At 57.1% G+C, this 17,408-nt stretch carries 15 protein-coding genes; 8 read left to right on the forward strand and 7 right to left on the reverse strand.

Translation table 11 applies throughout. The features are described from left to right. The 8 genes from ABLV75_RS07775 (at window position 1) to yegS (ending at window position 10,509) form a co-directional block, all read left to right on the forward strand. Entirely contained in the window at window positions 1–1,416 is a 1,416-nt protein-coding gene (locus tag ABLV75_RS07775; protein ID WP_004103740.1) for an MFS transporter, read from the forward strand. Continuing rightward, the gene (baeS, locus tag ABLV75_RS07780) at window positions 1,413–2,942 is read left to right on the forward strand and encodes a two-component system sensor histidine kinase BaeS (protein WP_004103742.1); all 1,530 of its coding nucleotides are present in this window, start codon (window positions 1,413–1,415) and stop codon (window positions 2,940–2,942) included. Before ABLV75_RS07775 ends, baeS begins: the two co-directional genes overlap by 4 nt. Then, window positions 2,939–3,661, forward strand: coding sequence for a two-component system response regulator BaeR (gene baeR, locus ABLV75_RS07785; RefSeq protein ID WP_004103744.1), 723 nt, complete (start codon window positions 2,939–2,941; stop codon window positions 3,659–3,661). The genes baeS and baeR overlap by 4 nt, the downstream gene beginning before the upstream one ends. A 198-nt stretch (window positions 3,662–3,859) precedes the next feature. Then, a complete protein-coding gene (locus ABLV75_RS07790) occupies window positions 3,860–5,059 on the forward strand; it encodes a PcfJ domain-containing protein (protein ID WP_196090133.1) in 1,200 nt (399 codons plus the stop codon). After that, window positions 5,059–5,775, forward strand: a complete 717-nt coding sequence (locus ABLV75_RS07795; RefSeq protein WP_004103748.1) for a DUF1266 domain-containing protein — start codon at window positions 5,059–5,061, stop codon at window positions 5,773–5,775. The genes ABLV75_RS07790 and ABLV75_RS07795 overlap by 1 nt, the downstream gene beginning before the upstream one ends. An 11-nt stretch (window positions 5,776–5,786) precedes the next feature. Continuing rightward, entirely contained in the window at window positions 5,787–7,895 is a 2,109-nt protein-coding gene (locus ABLV75_RS07800) for a DUF4034 domain-containing protein (RefSeq protein WP_196090132.1), read from the forward strand. A gap of 115 nt (window positions 7,896–8,010) precedes the next feature. Beyond that, on the forward strand, window positions 8,011–9,372 hold the full coding sequence (gene yegQ, locus ABLV75_RS07805; protein WP_004114016.1) for a tRNA 5-hydroxyuridine modification protein YegQ: 1,362 nt from the start codon (window positions 8,011–8,013) through the stop codon (window positions 9,370–9,372). Window positions 9,373–9,615: 243 nt separating this feature from the next. Then, entirely contained in the window at window positions 9,616–10,509 is an 894-nt protein-coding gene (gene yegS, locus ABLV75_RS07810; RefSeq protein ID WP_004103756.1) for a lipid kinase YegS, read from the forward strand. On the opposite strand, the gene ABLV75_RS07815 is transcribed toward yegS, so the two are convergent. The 7 genes from ABLV75_RS07815 to ABLV75_RS07845 form a co-directional block, all read right to left on the reverse strand. Beyond that, window positions 10,510–10,980 carry a hypothetical protein gene (locus tag ABLV75_RS07815; protein WP_004103758.1) on the reverse strand — a complete coding sequence of 157 codons (471 nt, stop codon included), beginning with the start codon at window positions 10,978–10,980 and terminating at the stop codon, window positions 10,510–10,512. Continuing rightward, entirely contained in the window at window positions 10,967–11,776 is an 810-nt protein-coding gene (locus tag ABLV75_RS07820) for a winged helix-turn-helix domain-containing protein (protein WP_196090131.1), read from the reverse strand. Before ABLV75_RS07820 ends, ABLV75_RS07815 begins: the two co-directional genes overlap by 14 nt. A gap of 417 nt (window positions 11,777–12,193) precedes the next feature. Next, on the reverse strand, window positions 12,194–12,967 hold the full coding sequence (locus ABLV75_RS07825) for an ABC transporter ATP-binding protein (protein WP_004103762.1): 774 nt from the start codon (window positions 12,965–12,967) through the stop codon (window positions 12,194–12,196). A 10-nt stretch (window positions 12,968–12,977) separates the two neighbouring features. Beyond that, window positions 12,978–13,841, reverse strand: coding sequence for an ABC transporter ATP-binding protein (locus ABLV75_RS07830; RefSeq protein WP_004103764.1), 864 nt, complete (start codon window positions 13,839–13,841; stop codon window positions 12,978–12,980). Then, complete coding sequence (locus ABLV75_RS07835; protein WP_004103766.1) at window positions 13,813–14,718, reverse strand: ABC transporter permease; 906 nt, start codon at window positions 14,716–14,718, stop codon at window positions 13,813–13,815. The genes ABLV75_RS07830 and ABLV75_RS07835 overlap by 29 nt, the downstream gene beginning before the upstream one ends. Next, entirely contained in the window at window positions 14,715–15,752 is a 1,038-nt protein-coding gene (locus tag ABLV75_RS07840; protein WP_004103768.1) for an ABC transporter permease, read from the reverse strand. The genes ABLV75_RS07835 and ABLV75_RS07840 overlap by 4 nt, the downstream gene beginning before the upstream one ends. Next, window positions 15,749–17,371 carry an ABC transporter substrate-binding protein gene (locus ABLV75_RS07845; RefSeq protein ID WP_049594099.1) on the reverse strand — a complete coding sequence of 541 codons (1,623 nt, stop codon included), beginning with the start codon at window positions 17,369–17,371 and terminating at the stop codon, window positions 15,749–15,751. The genes ABLV75_RS07840 and ABLV75_RS07845 overlap by 4 nt, the downstream gene beginning before the upstream one ends. Window positions 17,372–17,408: the final 37 nt, after the last annotated feature.

Consider the following 17,408-nt stretch of genomic DNA (forward strand, 5'->3'; position numbering starts at 1 on the left):
ATGACAGATCTTCCTTCCAGCGTACGCTGGCAGCTGTGGATAGTGGCCTTTGGCTTTTTTATGCAAGCGCTGGATACCACCATCGTTAACACCGCCCTCCCCTCAATGGCGCAAAGTCTTGGGGAGAGCCCGCTGCATATGCATATGGTTATCGTCTCCTACGTGCTGACGGTGGCGGTGATGCTGCCCGCCAGCGGCTGGCTGGCGGATCGTGTCGGAGTAAGAAATATCTTTTTTAGCGCCATCGTGCTGTTCACCGCCGGCTCCCTGTTCTGCGCGCAGGCCGCCACGCTCGATCAGCTGATTCTGGCCCGGGTGCTGCAGGGCGTCGGCGGCGCAATGATGGTTCCCGTAGGCCGCCTGACGGTAATGAAAATTGTCCCGCGCAGCCAATATATGGCGGCGATGACCTTCGTCACCCTGCCCGGCCAGGTGGGGCCGCTGCTCGGCCCGGCGCTCGGCGGGATGCTGGTGGAGTACGCCTCCTGGCACTGGATCTTTCTGATCAATATTCCGGTTGGCATCATCGGTGCCATCGCCACGCTGTGGCTGATGCCCAACTACACTCTGCAAACCCGGCGCTTTGATATCCTCGGCTTTATTTTGCTGGCCGCCGGCATGGCAACGCTCACCCTGGCGCTCGACGGCAAAAAGGGGCTCGGAATCTCCCCCCTGTGGCTGACGGCGCTGGTGGCCATCGGCGCGGCGTCAATTCTGTGCTATCTGTGGCACGCGCGCGGCAACCGGAACGCGCTGTTCAGCCTGAAGCTGTTCAACAACCGCACCTTTTCTCTCGGCCTTGGCGGCAGCTTCGCCGGGCGCATCGGCAGCGGCATGCTGCCGTTCATGACCCCGGTGTTTTTACAGATTGGCCTCGGCTTTTCGCCGTTCCACGCCGGGCTGATGATGATCCCTATGGTGCTTGGCAGCATGGGAATGAAGCGCATTGTGGTTCAGGTGGTCAACCGCTTCGGCTATCGCCGGGTGCTGGTGACTTCAACGATCGGCCTCGCGCTGGTCAGCCTGTTGTTTATGGCCGTCGCGCTCGCGGGCTGGTACTGGCTGCTGCCGGTGGTCCTGTTTCTGCAGGGAATGATTAACTCCAGCCGCTTCTCCTCAATGAATACCCTGACCCTGAAAGACCTGCCCGACGATCTGGCCAGCAGCGGCAACAGCATGCTATCGATGGTCATGCAGCTGTCGATGAGTATCGGCGTCACTATCGCCGGGATGCTACTCGGTCTCTACGGCCAGCAGCATATCGGCGTCGATGCGGCGACCGCTCATCAGGTGTTTCTTTATACCTACTTAAGCATGGCGGTGGTTATTGCGCTGCCGGCACTCATTTTTTCCCGCGTACCGGACGACACCACGATGAATACCGTGATTCGTCGCCGTAAAAGGAGTGAGTCTTGAAGTTCTGGCGTCCCGGCATTACCGGCAAGCTGTTTATCGCGATTCTTGCCACCTGCATCGTGCTGCTAATCAGCATGCACTGGGCGGTGCGTATCAGTTTTGAACGCGGCTTTATCGACTATATCAAGCGCGGCAACGAACAGCGCCTGACCATGCTCGGCGATGCCCTGAGCGAACAGTATGCCCAGCACGGCAGCTGGAAGTTCCTGCGCAACAACGACCGCTTTATTTTCCAGCTGCTGAAAACCTTTGAGCGCGACAATGACGATCGCTCGCCGCCGGGTCGCGGCATGGGTCCGATGGACGAACCGCGTCCGGGCCCCGGCCCCGGAGAGATGCCGCCGGATGCCGCGCCGGACCGCCCCCTTGAGGGCCCGCGCGGCGATCGTGGCGATCGCGGTCCCGGTCCTGATATGCCTCCGCACGGCTGGCGCACGATGTTCTGGGTGGTCGATCAGAAAGGGCGCGTACTGGTGGGCCCGCGCGAGCGCGTCCCGACAGACGGCACCCGGCGCAGCATTATGGTTAACGGCGTCGAGGTTGGCGCGGTCATTGCCTCGCCGGTTGAGCGCCTGACGCGCAACACCGATATCAACTTCGACCGTCAGCAGAAACGCACCAGCTGGCTGATTGTCGCCCTCGCTACGCTGCTGGCGGCGCTGGCCACCTTCCCGCTGGCGCGCGGTCTGCTCGCCCCGGTTAAACGGCTGGTTGAGGGGACTCATCGTCTGGCGGCCGGCGATTTCTCCACCCGGGTCACCGCCACCAGCAGCGATGAACTGGGGCGCCTGGCGAAAGATTTCAACCAGCTAGCCAGTACCCTTGAACGCAATCAGCAAATGCGCCGCGACCTGATGGCCGATATTTCTCATGAACTGCGCACGCCGCTGGCGGTGCTGCGCGGCGAGCTGGAGGCGATTCAGGATGGCATCAGGAAATTTACCCCGGATTCCATCGCCTCCCTACAGGCGGAGGTCGCCACCCTCACCAAACTGGTCGAGGATTTGCACCAGCTTTCCATGTCCGATGAAGGCGCCCTCACCTACCAGAAAAGCTCGGTGGATATTATTAATCTGCTGGAGGTCGCCGCCGGCGCGTTTCGCGAGCGCTTCGCCAGCCGTGGACTGTCGATTGGCGTTTCGCTGCCGGAAAGCGCGACGATTTTCGGCGACCGGGATCGCCTGATGCAGCTGTTCAACAACCTGCTGGAAAACAGCCTGCGCTATACCGATAGCGGCGGCGGCCTGCAGATTAGCGCCAGCCAGAGCGGCCAGATGCTGATTCTCGACTTTGCCGATAGCGCGCCCGGCGTCACCGACGAACAGCTGGAGCGGCTGGTTGAGCGCTTTTATCGTACCGAAGGGTCGCGTAATCGTGCCAGCGGCGGCTCTGGTCTGGGGCTGGCGATTTGCCTTAACATCGTGGCTGCCCACGGCGGCACTTTACGTGCCGGCCATTCGCCTTTGGGCGGGGTTAGCATTAAAGTAGAGTTACCTCTGGAACGTAATTTATCGAGAGACGTATGACTGAATTACCTGTTGATGAAAACACGCCGCGCATTCTTATCGTGGAAGATGAGCCCAAACTGGGCCAATTGCTGATCGATTATCTTCAGGCGGCGGGTTATGCGCCGACGCTGATCAATCACGGCGATCGGGTTCTACCGTACGTTCGCCAGACGCCGCCGCATCTGATCCTGCTGGATCTGATGCTGCCCGGTACCGACGGACTCACTCTGTGCCGGGAAATCCGCCGTTTCTCTGAAGTTCCGGTGGTGATGGTAACCGCCAAAATCGAGGAGATCGACCGCCTGCTGGGGTTAGAAATCGGCGCCGATGACTATATCTGTAAGCCCTATAGCCCGCGTGAAGTGGTGGCCCGCGTGAAGACCATTCTTCGCCGCTGCAAGCCGCAGCGCGATCTGCAGGCGCTGGATGCCGAAAGCCCGCTGATTGTCGACGAGGGCCGCTTCCAGGCTTCCTGGCGCAACAAGCTGCTGGACCTCACGCCCGCCGAGTTCCGGCTGCTGAAGACCCTCTCTCAGGAGCCGGGTAAAGTCTTCTCCCGTGAACAGCTGCTCAATCATCTGTACGACGATTACCGCGTGGTCACCGATCGCACCATTGACAGCCATATCAAAAACCTGCGCCGCAAGCTGGAATCGCTGGACGCCGAGCAGTCGTTTATCCGCGCCGTTTACGGCGTTGGATATCGCTGGGAAGCCGACGCCTGCCGCCTGGCGTAACCGCCCAGCTCCGGCTCAGCGCCGGGGCTGGCATTTTCTGTTATCCGCTCCCCCAAATAAGCCCCTCAGCGGCGCTTCAGGAAAAAACTGCGCCCTTCGGGTCATAATCTGAGAATACCGGCAATAATAAGAAATACGTCACCGGCATGATATATTGCAGGCGGATATTCTCTAATATTCAACTGCGCAAGGAATGCCATGAGTAATATTCATAGAAAATATAATCCACGAAATATAATTAACGCTCCTGATGTAAAATCGGCCATTATTTCTCGCAGCGAACAGCGCGACGACGGTAGTAGTATTCAACGCTGGCTAAGCAACCATTTTTTTCGCTGGGCTATCGGTAATTTCCCCCACGTTTATCCTGTACGCTCCGCCGCCGATTATGCGGTTTACTTTGGCGCGGAGAAGGCGATCCCCGCGTGGTTGATATCCGGGCTGGGCGGCGGCGGCGCCTTTTACTATCTTAATCCACAGCATCCGCAGCTGCTGGCGACGGAAAGGGAGTTACTGGAGTTCCTGTCGCGGCTGGAAGGCACGCGGCTGGAAAGCAAACTTCAGCGCATTAATTGTTTCACCGTCCTGGACATGCGCGAGGCCGAGCACCAGAAAATGCAGCGCCTGCGCGAACGAGGGTGGTACCCCTCCAGCGACGACGCCGTTAAGCCGCTGATGAAGGTCACTGCTGGGCAATGGGTCGCCTTCAATGCCGCCAGCCCGGCCTTGCGTAGTGAAATGGCCTATGAATCCTGGCATATGCAGCACTGCGTCGGCCAGTTCGAGGATAAAGGGTCACTCTCCGGCGGCTACGGCGAGTACTACGCCCGGCAAATTGAACAAGGCGCATTTCGCCTTCTGAGCCTGCGCGACGAAAATAATATTCCCCACGTCACCCTGAGCCTGAGGATAAATAATGACAGCATGAGTATCGATCAAATTAAAGGTAAGCAGAACCAGCATCCTGTTAAAAAAAATGCCGCCGACGTTTTGGCTTTATTACATTATCTGCAACCACGTCCCGAGCGCCACGCCGATTGTGAAGGTATGGGGATCGTCTATGAAGCGACGCCGCAATTTGCTGGCTGGAAATTTATCACCGATGTGGTTGATTTTGATTTTTTACTCAACGTTCTGCATAACAATTTTCATTTAATGACGCACTTCCCTCACCCACCGGTGGCGCTACAGTGGCTGCTTCTGCACAGCGCTCCGGAGGCATTGCGCTATCTTCGGACGATCGATCCCAACGTGGCGACCGCGGCGGAAATGCTGTTCCCACAGCATGAATGGCACCCTACGCTTGCCGGGAAAAACACCTGCAGCCAGCCTTTTGAAATTGAGAGCCTGACGCTACAAACCACGCGCTACCGACCCCACACCGGAGAGAGTCCTTGATGCTGCTGATAGCCTTGTTTACCACCGCTTATTACCTGCGCTTACGCGCCAAAAAAAAGAATAAACAGCTGGTTGCCGCCCGCATCGCCGAGGAAAAAGAAAAGGACCGTCTTAACGATCTGCGCCGCGATAGCCGAAGACGCCAGTGGGCGCTGGCGTTAGCCGATCTCCTCTCGCACCGCAATGGCCTGCCGACAAAAGGCGTACAGCTGGCGTTGAAACTTGATGATGACCAGCGCCGCCACCTGACGCAGCAGGTAAAAAAAGAACTGGGCTTGCATCAGCACCTCGACGGCGCGGCGTTACGCCAGCAGATCGCCGAGATCCTGCGCTGCTGGCCGGCGGGCATGGGCAACTCGCCGCGCACGTTTTACCACCACCTGGCGGCCCAGGGCCGGGTTCGCGACGCGCTGGCGTTCGACTGCATGCGCACCGCCTTTCTGACGCGCTGTATCGCCGGGCTCGGCTGGTGCGACGAAAATCAGGCCTGGCTGGTTCTCCTGTTAAACGCCCAGCGGGCGCAGGATTGTTTTGCTTCGTGGGAAGATTACGCCACCGCCTACGTCCGCGCCCGCCGGGTACGGCTGGCATTAATGGATACGCCAACGGCGGTTGCCGGACGCGATGTGCAGGAGGTGGCCTGTTATCTGAAAGCCTCCTTCAGCCGCTGGAAAACGCTGCCGTGGAATGACTTCAAAATTTTCGACCCGGTTTAAAAGGAGTGTATATGGAAAAGGATGACCCACTGCTCACCGCCATGTTTGAGATGTGCAACCGTAAAAATCCCCTCAATGACAGACAGCGCGAGTGGTCTATCGCGGATCTTCCCGGCCTGTTGCGCGAAGGATGTTATGACGAGCTCGAGGCGCGCTATAGCCGGGCGCTGGCGGAAAGCCTGACCAGCCGCGAGGCGGAAAAACGTTACTTCCTCGCCTGGACGCAGATGTGCAACCATTTTTACGATATGGATGCGCTGGTCGAGGCCGGGCCTGCTGGGTTAGCGCTGATCAAAAACTGGCAGCGCGCCCGCCCGCGCTCCAGCTATGCCTGGCTTGCTGAGGCCCAGTACTGGAACCACCGCGCGTGGCTCTATCGCAGCTACGGCTGGGCGCAGGATACCACCCGCGCCATGTGGATCTGCGCCAGCGCCTGCAATGAGCGGATGGTCATTGCCGCTCTCTACGCCATCGACCTCGAACCACGCCAGTGGATGGCGGCGTCCCTGACCAGCACTAACTCTAAGGTCTTCGGCCAGCCCGACTGGCTGGCTGAGTTCCTTGCCGGCGCTGAGGTTGCAGGACGACCGCTGATGCAGGAACTGGCTGAGTATCACCGCCGCTCACCGCAGGAAGTGGAGGCGCTGATGGCCCATTCCGGCCTGTCGTTTGCCGACGCGGTATGCCCGGATCTGCCTCGCACGCAGGTTCTGCCTGCGTGCGATGGCGACGCCGGGCAACGCTACTGGCTCGCCGTTTGTCTGGCGATTTTCCCGACGGCATTTTACGCGCTGGATGAGTATATTCCGTTTCGTATGCCGCGCTGGGGAGGATCGCATCAGGAGATCCGCGAATTTCTGGCATCAACGGTATGCGATCATCTTACCGCCGCCGAGCGGGAGCATCTGGAACTTTTAATCTGGTGGGATGACCATCGCGATCTGCGTATCAATGAAGTGGATTCACCGACCGAGCGGGAGCATATTATCGCCAAAGCCGAAGAGATTGCCCGGCGGGCGCACATGGCGCAGTCTCGCCACCATGCGCTGGAGTGGCTGCTGCTCTGCTATAGCGATTTAGACGATAAAGACGCGCTCTGGCTCACCCTGCAGCGTTCGGTCATGGAAAAAGTGAAGCTCAACAATTACTACACCGCGTGGGCGTTAAAGTTTGCGCTGCGCGATTTCCCGGACAGCGAGTGGGTTTACAATTTCATCTGCCAGAATGCGCAACAAACCGAATACGGCGTGCCGAAAATCTATCGCGGCTACTTCCAGTACGCGGGGTTATTTGGCTTTGAAAAAGATGAAGCGCAGGGTGCCGTCTGGCTCGATAGCGTCGCCGACATTGAATACGACCATAACTGGCGGGCGGCGATAAAAGATTTTCGCTGGCTCGGTTACCCCGAATATCTCCTGCCTCTGGCCCACCTTGGCGCCCGGAGAAACATCCCCAGCGCGCTTAATCAGCTCGGGGTGGAATCTCATGCCAGAGATAACGGAGGCTTGTTGCCGTACGATCCCGCCATCGCCTTCGGTTACTGCCAGCAAGCGGCCGAGATTTTACGCCATCACGTCGCGCAGCGCGACGCAGATAAATATCGCTTGATCGCCAACGGCGGCGATGACGGCTATGAACAGGACCTGCAGGAGATCCATTTCCGTATGGCCAACTGCTGCGAACGTCTGATCAACCAGGCTCCGCCGGCGGAAAAGCGCGCCGCTTACGAAAAAAACCTTCTCGATAATCTCTATCTGGCCTCCCGCTATGGCGATAAGCGGGCCTGGGAACTCTTTCTGCTTAATATCGCCGGCGTAAAAGATTTAGCGCTGGCGCACTCACATTTGCAACAGGTGCGGGAAGCGGCAAATAAAGGTTCGCCGGAGGCCATGGTGGCGCTGTCGCAGCTGTACGGTAACAAACGGGATAAAGCGCTTTATAATATGAAACAGAGCGCGCGCTGGGCGCATTTTTTCATCACCTTGTACCCTGAACATGAATTATTCATGGATCTGGATGCTCTCCATTTCGATTCTTTCTGGAAACGCTGGCGCTTTGCCTGGTACACCTCACGCATCCCGGATTCCGAGCTGCCGGGGCAGGTCAACTCCATGGTGTAAGGTGGTTTACTCCCCTGCCCCACAGCGCTACAATGCCCGCCCTTAATGTGGGGGCACTCCCCAACTCGCCGCACCGGGTGCGGCGAATCTGACCTGTCATCAGAACGAGAAAATCATGTTTAAACCGGAACTCCTTTCCCCGGCGGGAACGCTGAAAAATATGCGTTACGCTTTCGCCTATGGCGCAGATGCCGTTTATGCGGGCCAACCCCGCTACTCCCTGCGCGTGCGTAACAACGAATTCAATCACGAAAATCTGCAGCTCGGCATTAACGAAGCCCACGCGTTGGGTAAAAAATTCTATGTGGTGGTTAACATTGCCCCGCATAACGCCAAGCTGAAAACGTTTATTCGCGATCTGAAGCCGGTGGTGGAAATGGGGCCAGATGCGCTGATCATGTCCGATCCGGGCTTAATTATGCTGGTGCGCGAACATTTTCCCGACATGGATATTCATCTGTCGGTGCAGGCCAACGCCGTGAACTGGGCGACGGTCAAGTTCTGGCAGCAAATGGGGCTGACCCGCGTCATTCTCTCCCGCGAGCTGTCGCTGGATGAAATCGCCGAAATTCGCAGCCAGGTGCCGGAGATGGAAATTGAAATCTTCGTTCACGGCGCGCTGTGCATGGCCTACTCTGGCCGCTGCCTGCTCTCGGGCTATATCAACAAACGCGATCCGAACCAGGGCACCTGCACCAACGCCTGCCGCTGGGAGTACAACGTGCAGGAAGGTAAAGAAGACGACGTCGGTAATATCGTGCATAAGCACGAACCGATCCCGGTGCAGAACGTCGAGCCGACGCTGGGCATCGGCGCGCCGACTGACCAGGTGTTTATGATTGAAGAGGCCAAACGTCCGGGCGAATACATGACCGCGTTTGAAGACGAACACGGCACCTATATCATGAACTCGAAAGATCTGCGCGCTATCGCTCACGTCGAGCGGCTGACCCAGATGGGCGTTCATTCGCTGAAAATCGAAGGCCGCACGAAATCACATTACTATTGTGCCCGTACCGCTCAGGTCTACCGCAAGGCCATTGACGACGCCGCCGCAGGCAAACCGTTCGATACTTCCCTGCTGGATACCCTGGAAAACCTCGCGCATCGCGGCTATACCGAAGGTTTTCTGCGTCGCCATACGCACGATGACTACCAGAACTATGAGCACGGCTACTCTGTTTCCGAACGCCAGCAGTTCGTCGGCGAATTTACCGGCGAGCGCAACGGCCAGCTAGCGGCGGTGGCGGTGAAAAATAAATTTTCCGTCGGCGATAGCCTTGAGCTGATGACCCCGCAGGGCAACGTCAACTTTACTCTCGAACATATGGAAAACGGCAAAGGCGAGCGAGTGTCAGTAGCGCCGGGCGACGGGCACACAGTATGGTTGCCTGTCCCGGAAGATATGGTGCTGCAATATGCTCTGCTGATGCGCAACTTTACTGGTCAGACAACCCGAAACCCGCACAGTAACTAGTTAATTTGGGTTATTTTTTCACGATGTAAAGATATTAGAAACGGATCACATACCGTTTCGTTCAAAGCAGATATCATCCATTTCGCTGAAAAACATAACCCATAAATGCTAGCTGTACCAGGAACCACCTCCTTAGCCTGCGTAATCTCCCTTACGCGGGCTTATTTTTTATCTCTCCCCCCGCCTTCGCTTTCTTCATGCGGTACACTTTATGCATTACTGAGCAATAAAGGTCCCCTGATAATGTCCACGTTTCCAGCCAGCTTACTGATTCTGAATGGCAAAGGCGCCAATGAACCGCAGCTACGCGAGGCGGTTAAACTGTTACGCGACGAAGGAATCGATATTCACGTCCGCGTCACCTGGGAAAAAGGCGATGCCGTTCGCTTTGTCGATGAAGCTCTGCAGCTGAATGTCGAAACGGTGATTGCCGGCGGCGGTGATGGCACCATCAATGAGGTGGCGACGGCGCTGGTCGAGCGCGACGGTAAAATGGCGCTGGGGATTTTGCCGCTGGGCACGGCGAACGACTTCGCCACCAGCGTCGGCATCCCGCAGGATCTGGCCAGCGCGCTGAAGCTGGCCATCGTTGGCCGCGAAGTGGCGATAGATATTGCGCGAGTTAACGATAAGACCGGTTTTATTAATATGGCCACCGGCGGTTTCGGCACCCGCATTACGACCGAAACCCCGGAGAAACTCAAGGCCGCGCTCGGCGGCGTCTCGTATTTGATCCACGGCCTGATGCGCATGGATACGCTCAAGCCGGACCGCTGCGAAATCCGCGGCGAGAACTTTCACTGGCATGGCGATGCGCTGGTCATCGGCATCGGCAACGGGCGTCAGGCCGGCGGCGGCCAGCAGCTGTGCCCGGAAGCATTAATCAACGACGGCCTGCTGCATCTGCGCATTTTCACCGGCGAAGAGCTGATCCCTGCGCTGTTCAGCACCCTGGCAAATCCGCAAACCTCGCCGAATATCATCGACGGCGTCTCATCGTGGTTTGAGATAACCGCCCCTCATGAGATGACGTTTAACCTCGACGGCGAACCGCTGACCGGTAAAACCTTCCGCATGGAGCTTTTACCGGCCGCGCTACGCTGCCGGCTTCCTCCCGACTGTCCGCTGCTACGTTGATCAGGTTTCGCAAAGCAAAGACGGCGCCCGGCTGGTATACAGCAGCCGGGTTCGTTGATTGAGCCGCTGAATATTAAGGTAAAACGGCACCTGCGGCTGCAGGAAAAACTTGGGCAGGATGTTGTTAATATGCTTCTCCTGCTCGGTTTCGCCGATGCTGGCAGAGACGGTTTCCGATCGCAGGAAGTAGTGCTGGCCGTCGCGGGTAAAGCTAAACCAGATGTTCTGGTTGATGGTAAACGATTCACCCTGCGGCGGCGTAATCTCTCCCCGGACAATCACCAGCCCACGGGTGCTATCAAATACGAAGCGTAATGAAATATCGCCCTGATAACCTGAGTTTAATAGCCGCATCTCACCGCTGCACTGGAAATGATTGCGCTGCCAGTATTGCCAGGATTTTATCGTCATACCGCTTAATACTCCGATAAATACGATAGCGATTAACCATTTAATTTCACGCCGGCGCATTGACTACCTCCTTAATGTAATATTTGGTGAGGCATTGATTATCACGCCATTGACTAAATGGCTGACGGCAGCGAATCACCGACACCCGCGCTTGCCCGGGATAAAGCGTCAAATAAATCCATGGATATTCTTCGCATTCAAATTTACTGCGCTTGATAAAATTGACATGACGAACATGGTCAACTACGTCATTATTGGCAAAGAAGTGACATTGTTGCGAAAATTTAGCAATTATGGGCGAATAACTTTGCAAATAAGATTCGAATTCTGTTTGCCACGCAACAAATCCACAAACCAGACAACTCAGCAGCGCCGCAAGCCCCCACAAAAGAGAGCGTCGCGGCCTTAACCGCTTTTTTTCGGGCAAACTCGCAGCTGCGACCTCCTTATGAACAGGCTCGTCAACGGGCGCTTGTGGCTCCTCCGCCGTCGGTGCCTTCTCTACACCGCGCGGCTGAGATTCCGTAACCGTTAATGTTGCATCCAGCCTGACGCCTACCCTCGGCACCGTAATAATAATATCCTCGTCTACCCCCAGCTCCTTAAATGCCCGACGTAACAGGGAAATATTCTGGTAAAAACCGTTGCTGGTTACCTGGGCGCCATGCTTTATCCACACTTCCTCAAAAAAGGTTTCGCGGGCAACAGTATTGCCATCATGCTGAATAAGCAGTAATAAACAGCGGCTGGCCGGCATATTTAAGGAAACCGTTTTCGTCTCGTCAGCAATAAGTATTAGAGCGCTACGCTGAGGAAAAAAGGCAATTCTTCCATTAATCGTATATATTTTTTCCATCCTGTTCTCTGAGAATAGTAATCACGTGGATGAGCGGCAGGGGGTACCCTACTATAAATAGGGTAATCCGCCATGACGTTGATGACATCTTAAGATTATTCGCAGGCGAGTTTACTCTATTACTCAGCAGATCTGGAGGCGTAATACGCAGTTTTTCCTTGTTATTAGCAAGGTTTAAATGAATTTACAGAACGGAATATTTTGTACTTCGAATTGAAATTGGCTATTTATTTCAAAAAAAATAATAAATGCAAGTTATAATTCGTAAAAGATGCATTCACACAACAGATACTTTCATTTTAGATCTAAATACCACATTTACATTAATAGACGATATTTATAACTATAACTACATATCGTTTCAAAGTTTTATCTATAAAATGGGCGCATTTCCCACGTGACAATGCGCCATAAAGCTTAGTATGCCGCCACCTCGCGCGCCATTTCGCGCGTATATTGCCGACTGGCGTTGACCAGCATCTGCGTATAGGCCGTCCGCGCCTCGCCGCTGACCAGCGCATCGACCGTCAGGGTTTCAAGGATTTTCCCGTACTGCATCACCGCCACGGTCTGGCATAAATGGGCAATAACCCCGAGATCGTGGGTAACCATCAGGTAAGTGAGCTTAGCCTCCTGCTGCAATTCTGCCAGCAGATTGAGGATCTCCGCCTGCACCGACACATCCAGCGCCGACGTCGGCTCATCCAGCAGCAGTACCTGAGGCTCAAGAATCAGCGCTCTGGCTATCGCCACGCGCTGCCGCTGCCCGCCGGAGAGCTGATGCGGATAGCGCTCGCGAAAGGCACGGTTGAGGCCAACTTTGTCCAGCAGCGCATTGATCCGCCGGTCGCGGTCGTTGATACGATGGATCTGCAGCGGCTCTTCGAGGATATCGCCAATGGTGTGACGAGGATGCAGCGATCCGTAGGGGTCCTGAAATACCATTTGCACCTGACGGCAGCGCTTGCGGCTGATTTCATGCCCTAAGCGCTGACCATCGATGGCCAGCTCCCCCTGCCAGTGGGTAAACAGCCCCGCCAGGCACTTGAGCACCGTCGTTTTACCGGAGCCGGACTCGCCTACCAGACCGTAGATCTCGCCGGGCTTAACGTGGAAACTGACGTCATACAGCACCTGGTTACGCTTCTCCCCCTCGCCAAACGCGAGGTTGAGATGTTGAACTTCAATCATCATCCGCTCCTTATTCCGTTAGCCAGCTGGCCTGACGCTGCAGCACCGGCAGTATCGGGCGACGATGCTGCATATCCGGCAGCGAGTTAATCAATCCCTGAGTATAGGGATGACGGGCGTTATCGAGATCTTTAGCAGCGATGGACTCCACTACCCGTCCGGCGTACATCACCAGTACGCGGTCGCAGAAGCTGCGCACCAGGTTGATATCGTGGCTGATAAAAATCAGCCCCAGCCCGCGCGACTGAACCAGGTCATCCAGCAGGCCCAGCACCTGCAGGCGCACCGACACATCCAGCGCGGAGGTGGGCTCATCGGCAATGATCAGTTCCGGGTCGGTAATCAGCATCATGGCGATCATGATGCGCTGCCCCTGTCCGCCGGATATTTCATGCGGATAAAGCTGATAAACGCGCTCCGGCTGGCGAATACGCACCACCTCCAGCATCTCCAGCGCCCTGGCTTTCGCCTCATCTTTGCGCCCGGGATGATGAGTAAGCCAGGCCTCGGCGATTTGCTTACCCACGCAGACCACCGGATTAAGCGAATATTTCGGGTCCTGCATAATCATAGAGATACGTTTGCCGCGTACGCCGCGCATCTGCGCTTCGCTAAGATGCTGCAGATCGAGGTCGGCAAACTGCATCCGGCTGGCGCTGACGCGGGCCTTTTTCGGATGCAGCTGCAGCAGCGCGCGCCCAACGGTGGACTTACCCGAACCGGACTCGCCGACAATCGCCAGCTTTTCGCGCCCCAGCTGGAAAGAGACGCCGCGCACGGCATGGGTCACCGCGCTGCCGTTAACAAAGTCGACGCACAGATCGCGCACGTCGAGCAGCGGAGCATTATTCACTGCGGGGATCGAGGATGTCACGTAGGCCATCTCCTAAGAAGTTGAACGCTAAGCTGTTGATCAGAATCGCCAGCCCCGGAATTGTTACGACCCACCAGCACTCCATCATATAAGTGCGCCCGCTGGAGATCATCGCTCCCCACTCCGGCTCCGGCGGCTGCGCGCCGAGCCCGAGAAAGCCGAGACCGGCCGCGGTCAGAATGATCCCGGCCATATTCATGGTGATACGGATAATGACCGAGGGCAGACACAGCGGCACGATATGGCGCCAGAGGACGCGGGACGATGAAGCGCCCTGCAGACGCACGGCGGAGATAAAATCGGCCTGGCGCAGAGAGAGCGTTTCGGCGCGCGCCAGACGGGCTATCGGCGGCCAGGCGGTAAGCGTGATGGCGATAACCACATGCTCCAGCCCCGGCCCTAAGGCGGCGACAAACGCCAGCGCCAGAACCAGACTCGGGAAGGAGATGAAAATATCGGTGACGCGCATCAGCACCATATCGACTTTACCGCCGAAATAGCCGGCGCTGACGCCCAGCAGCAGCCCGAGCGGACCGACGGTCACCGAGACCAGCAGCACGATATAGAGCGTGATGCGCGAGCCGTACACCAGGCGACTAAAGATATCCCGGCCAAACTCATCGGTGCCGAACCAGTGCTGCGCATTCGGCGCGACCAGCGCGCTGTTCAGGTCCTGCACCAGCGGGTTATAAGGCGCAATCAGCGGCGCGAAAATCGCCACCACCAGCAGCAGAAAGATAATTCCTCCGCCGATGGCCGTTAGCGGGTTGCGCGCCATTTTGCCGATAAACCCGACGGCCCGCGCCGCCGCGCGTTGCAGCCGCTGACGGCCTTCGCCCGCACCGCCCGAAAGCGGCGAATCCAGAGAAACGGTCATGATTTTGTCCTCGGGTCAAAGAATTGATACAGCATGTCGGAGAGCAGGTTGAGCATCACGAAGATCACTCCCACCAGCAGCACGCAGCCCATCACCGCATTCATATCGCCCAGCAGCAGGCTACCGGTAAGATAGGAGCCGAAACCCGGCCATGAGAAGACGGTTTCAATCAGCACCGCGCCTTCCAGCAGCGCGCCGTAGGCCAGCGCCACCACCGTCAGCAGCTGCACGAGGATGTTACGAAACGCATGGTTCCAGATAACCTGACGCTCGGTTAGCCCTTTCACCCTCGCGGTAATAATGAACTCCTGCGACAGCTGGGCCAGCATAAAGCTGCGGGTCATACGGCTGATATAAGCCAGCGAGTGAAAACCCAGCAGCGAGGCGGGAAGAATCAGATGATTAATGGCGTTCCAGAACACCTGTCCGTTTCCTGCCAGCAGCGCATCAACGGTCATCAGGCCGGTACGACGCGGCACAATGCCGTCCAGACCGAGGTCTACCCGCCCGGCGCCGCCCACCCAGCCGAGCCAGGCATAGAACACCAGCAGCCCCATCATTCCGACCCAGAAAATCGGCGTCGAGTAGCCCGCCAGGCTGATAATGCGTACCACATAATCGGAGACGCTATTGCGCCGCGCCGCCGCCAGCACGCCCAGCGGAATTCCGAGACCCGCGCCGACGAGAATCGCCATCGTCGCCAGCTCCATGGTGGCCGGGAAGACGCGGATGATATCGTCCACCACCGGTTTCCCGGTCAGCAGCGCATTGCCCAGATCGCCGTGCAGCAGGTTGACGAAATAGATGCCAAACTGGGTGGTCAGCGATTTATCAAACCCCAGCTGCTGGTAAACCTGCTGATAGGTACTCTGGTCAGCATCCGGACCGACGATCGCCAGCACCGGGTCGATAGGCATGACGCGGCCAATGGTAAAGGTCAGCAGCAGCAGGCCGAACAGCGTAATCACCACCTGCAGCAGCCGTTTGGATAAGCGCCGGCCGCGTGAGCCGGGCGCAAGGATTGCGGTACTCATCCTTTCTCTCCTTCGCGGACTTTATAGACGTCACGCAGAAAAGTGGTGGCGGAGGGGTGCGGCTGATACTCTCGTACCTCGTTGCGCACCACCACGGAATCGACCATCTGCGAAAGCGGAATTAAAGCCGGAACCAGCTGGTCGTAGCGCGCCTGGATGGCCTGGTAGTCAGCCACCTGTTTTTGCGGATCGCGTTCCAGCAGGGCCTGGTCAATCATCGTATTGAGCTGCGGGTCGTAAAAACCGGTACGCCAGCCCTGAAAGTTGGTCAGACGCGCCTCATCGCTGTTATCCGGGTTATAGACCAGCGCGCGCAGGCTGGAGTGCGGATGCGGCTCCATTCCGCTGCCGCCGCGTCCTACCAGCAGGTCAAATTTACGCTCGCGCATCGCGCCGTAGATCTGGTTACCGGTGCCGGTGATGATTTTGGCGTTAATCCCCGCCTGCATCAGCGTCGACTGCACGGCGATAGCGATGTTAAGAAATGGCTGATCGGAGAGGACCCGCAGCGTGGTATCAAAGCCGTTGGGATAACCCGCTTCCGCCAGCAGCTTTTTCGCCCGCGCCACGTCCAGCTTATAGCCAGGGTCAGGCAGCGTAGACGGCATGCCCGCCTTAATCGGCCGCTGGTGCAGCACGCCGTAGCCCGGCATCAGCGCTTTATTGATACCCTGGTAATCAATCAGATAGCGCACCGCTTCGCGCACTTTCGGTTGGGCGAAGTGCGCCTCTTTCATGCTCATCGCCACGTAGTACATGGTGCCGCGCTGCACCGCATCGACGGTCAGCTGCGGGTCGCTGCGCAGGGCGTTAATATCGGAAACCGCCATATTGTTGGCAATATCGAGGTCGCCTTTTTCGATCATCAGACGCAGGGTTTGCGACTCCTGGAAATGGCGCAGCACCACGCGGCTCATTTTCGCCTCGCCGCGCCAGTAGTCAGGATTGCGCTTCATGCGCAGCACATCTTTTGCCTGCCAGGTTTCCAGCGTAAACGGCCCGGAACCGGCTTCATGGGTGGTCAGCCAGCGGTTACCCCAGTCGTTATCCTGCTGGTAGTTTTGCACCGTTTTACTGTCCAGCACCCCGAGGTTGCCCAGCGCCGCCAGCGAGTAAATCACCAGCTGCGGATCGTTATCTTTGGGTAACTCGATTTGCACCGTGAAGCGGTCCGGCGCGCTGACCTGGCTGTCGATATTTTTCTTACTGAAGCCATAGGATTTCCATACCGAGGCCTGAGCCAGGTTGAGGTGCAGGATGCGCCGCATTGACCACACCACGTCAGCGGCGGTCAGCGGGTTGCCGGAGTGAAACTTAACGTCGTCGCGCAGATGAAAGGTCAGGGTTTTGCCGTCGGGGCTGATATCCCAGGATTTCGCCAGCGCGGGCTTAACGTTGGTGAGCTGTTCAGGGTCAAGCTCCACCAGCGAGTCGTAGAGGTTGACCACGATTCCCACCACTTCGTTACCGGTCATCGCCGCCGGGTCAAGGGTGAGCAAGTTATTCATATTCATGCCGATGATGAGCTGATCGGGCGGCGTTTTCGCCACCGCCGCCCCGCTTCCCATCGACACGGCGAGCGTGAATAAGCACGCTGCCAGTAGGGAGGTTTTTTTCATATCTCTGTTTGCCTGTACTGTAGGGTACATGTTGCCG

Origin of the sequence: Klebsiella sp. CN_Kp066 (assembly GCF_040065135.1) — a bacterium.
In the GTDB taxonomy this organism is placed as follows: Bacteria; Pseudomonadota; Gammaproteobacteria; order Enterobacterales; family Enterobacteriaceae; genus Klebsiella; species Klebsiella oxytoca.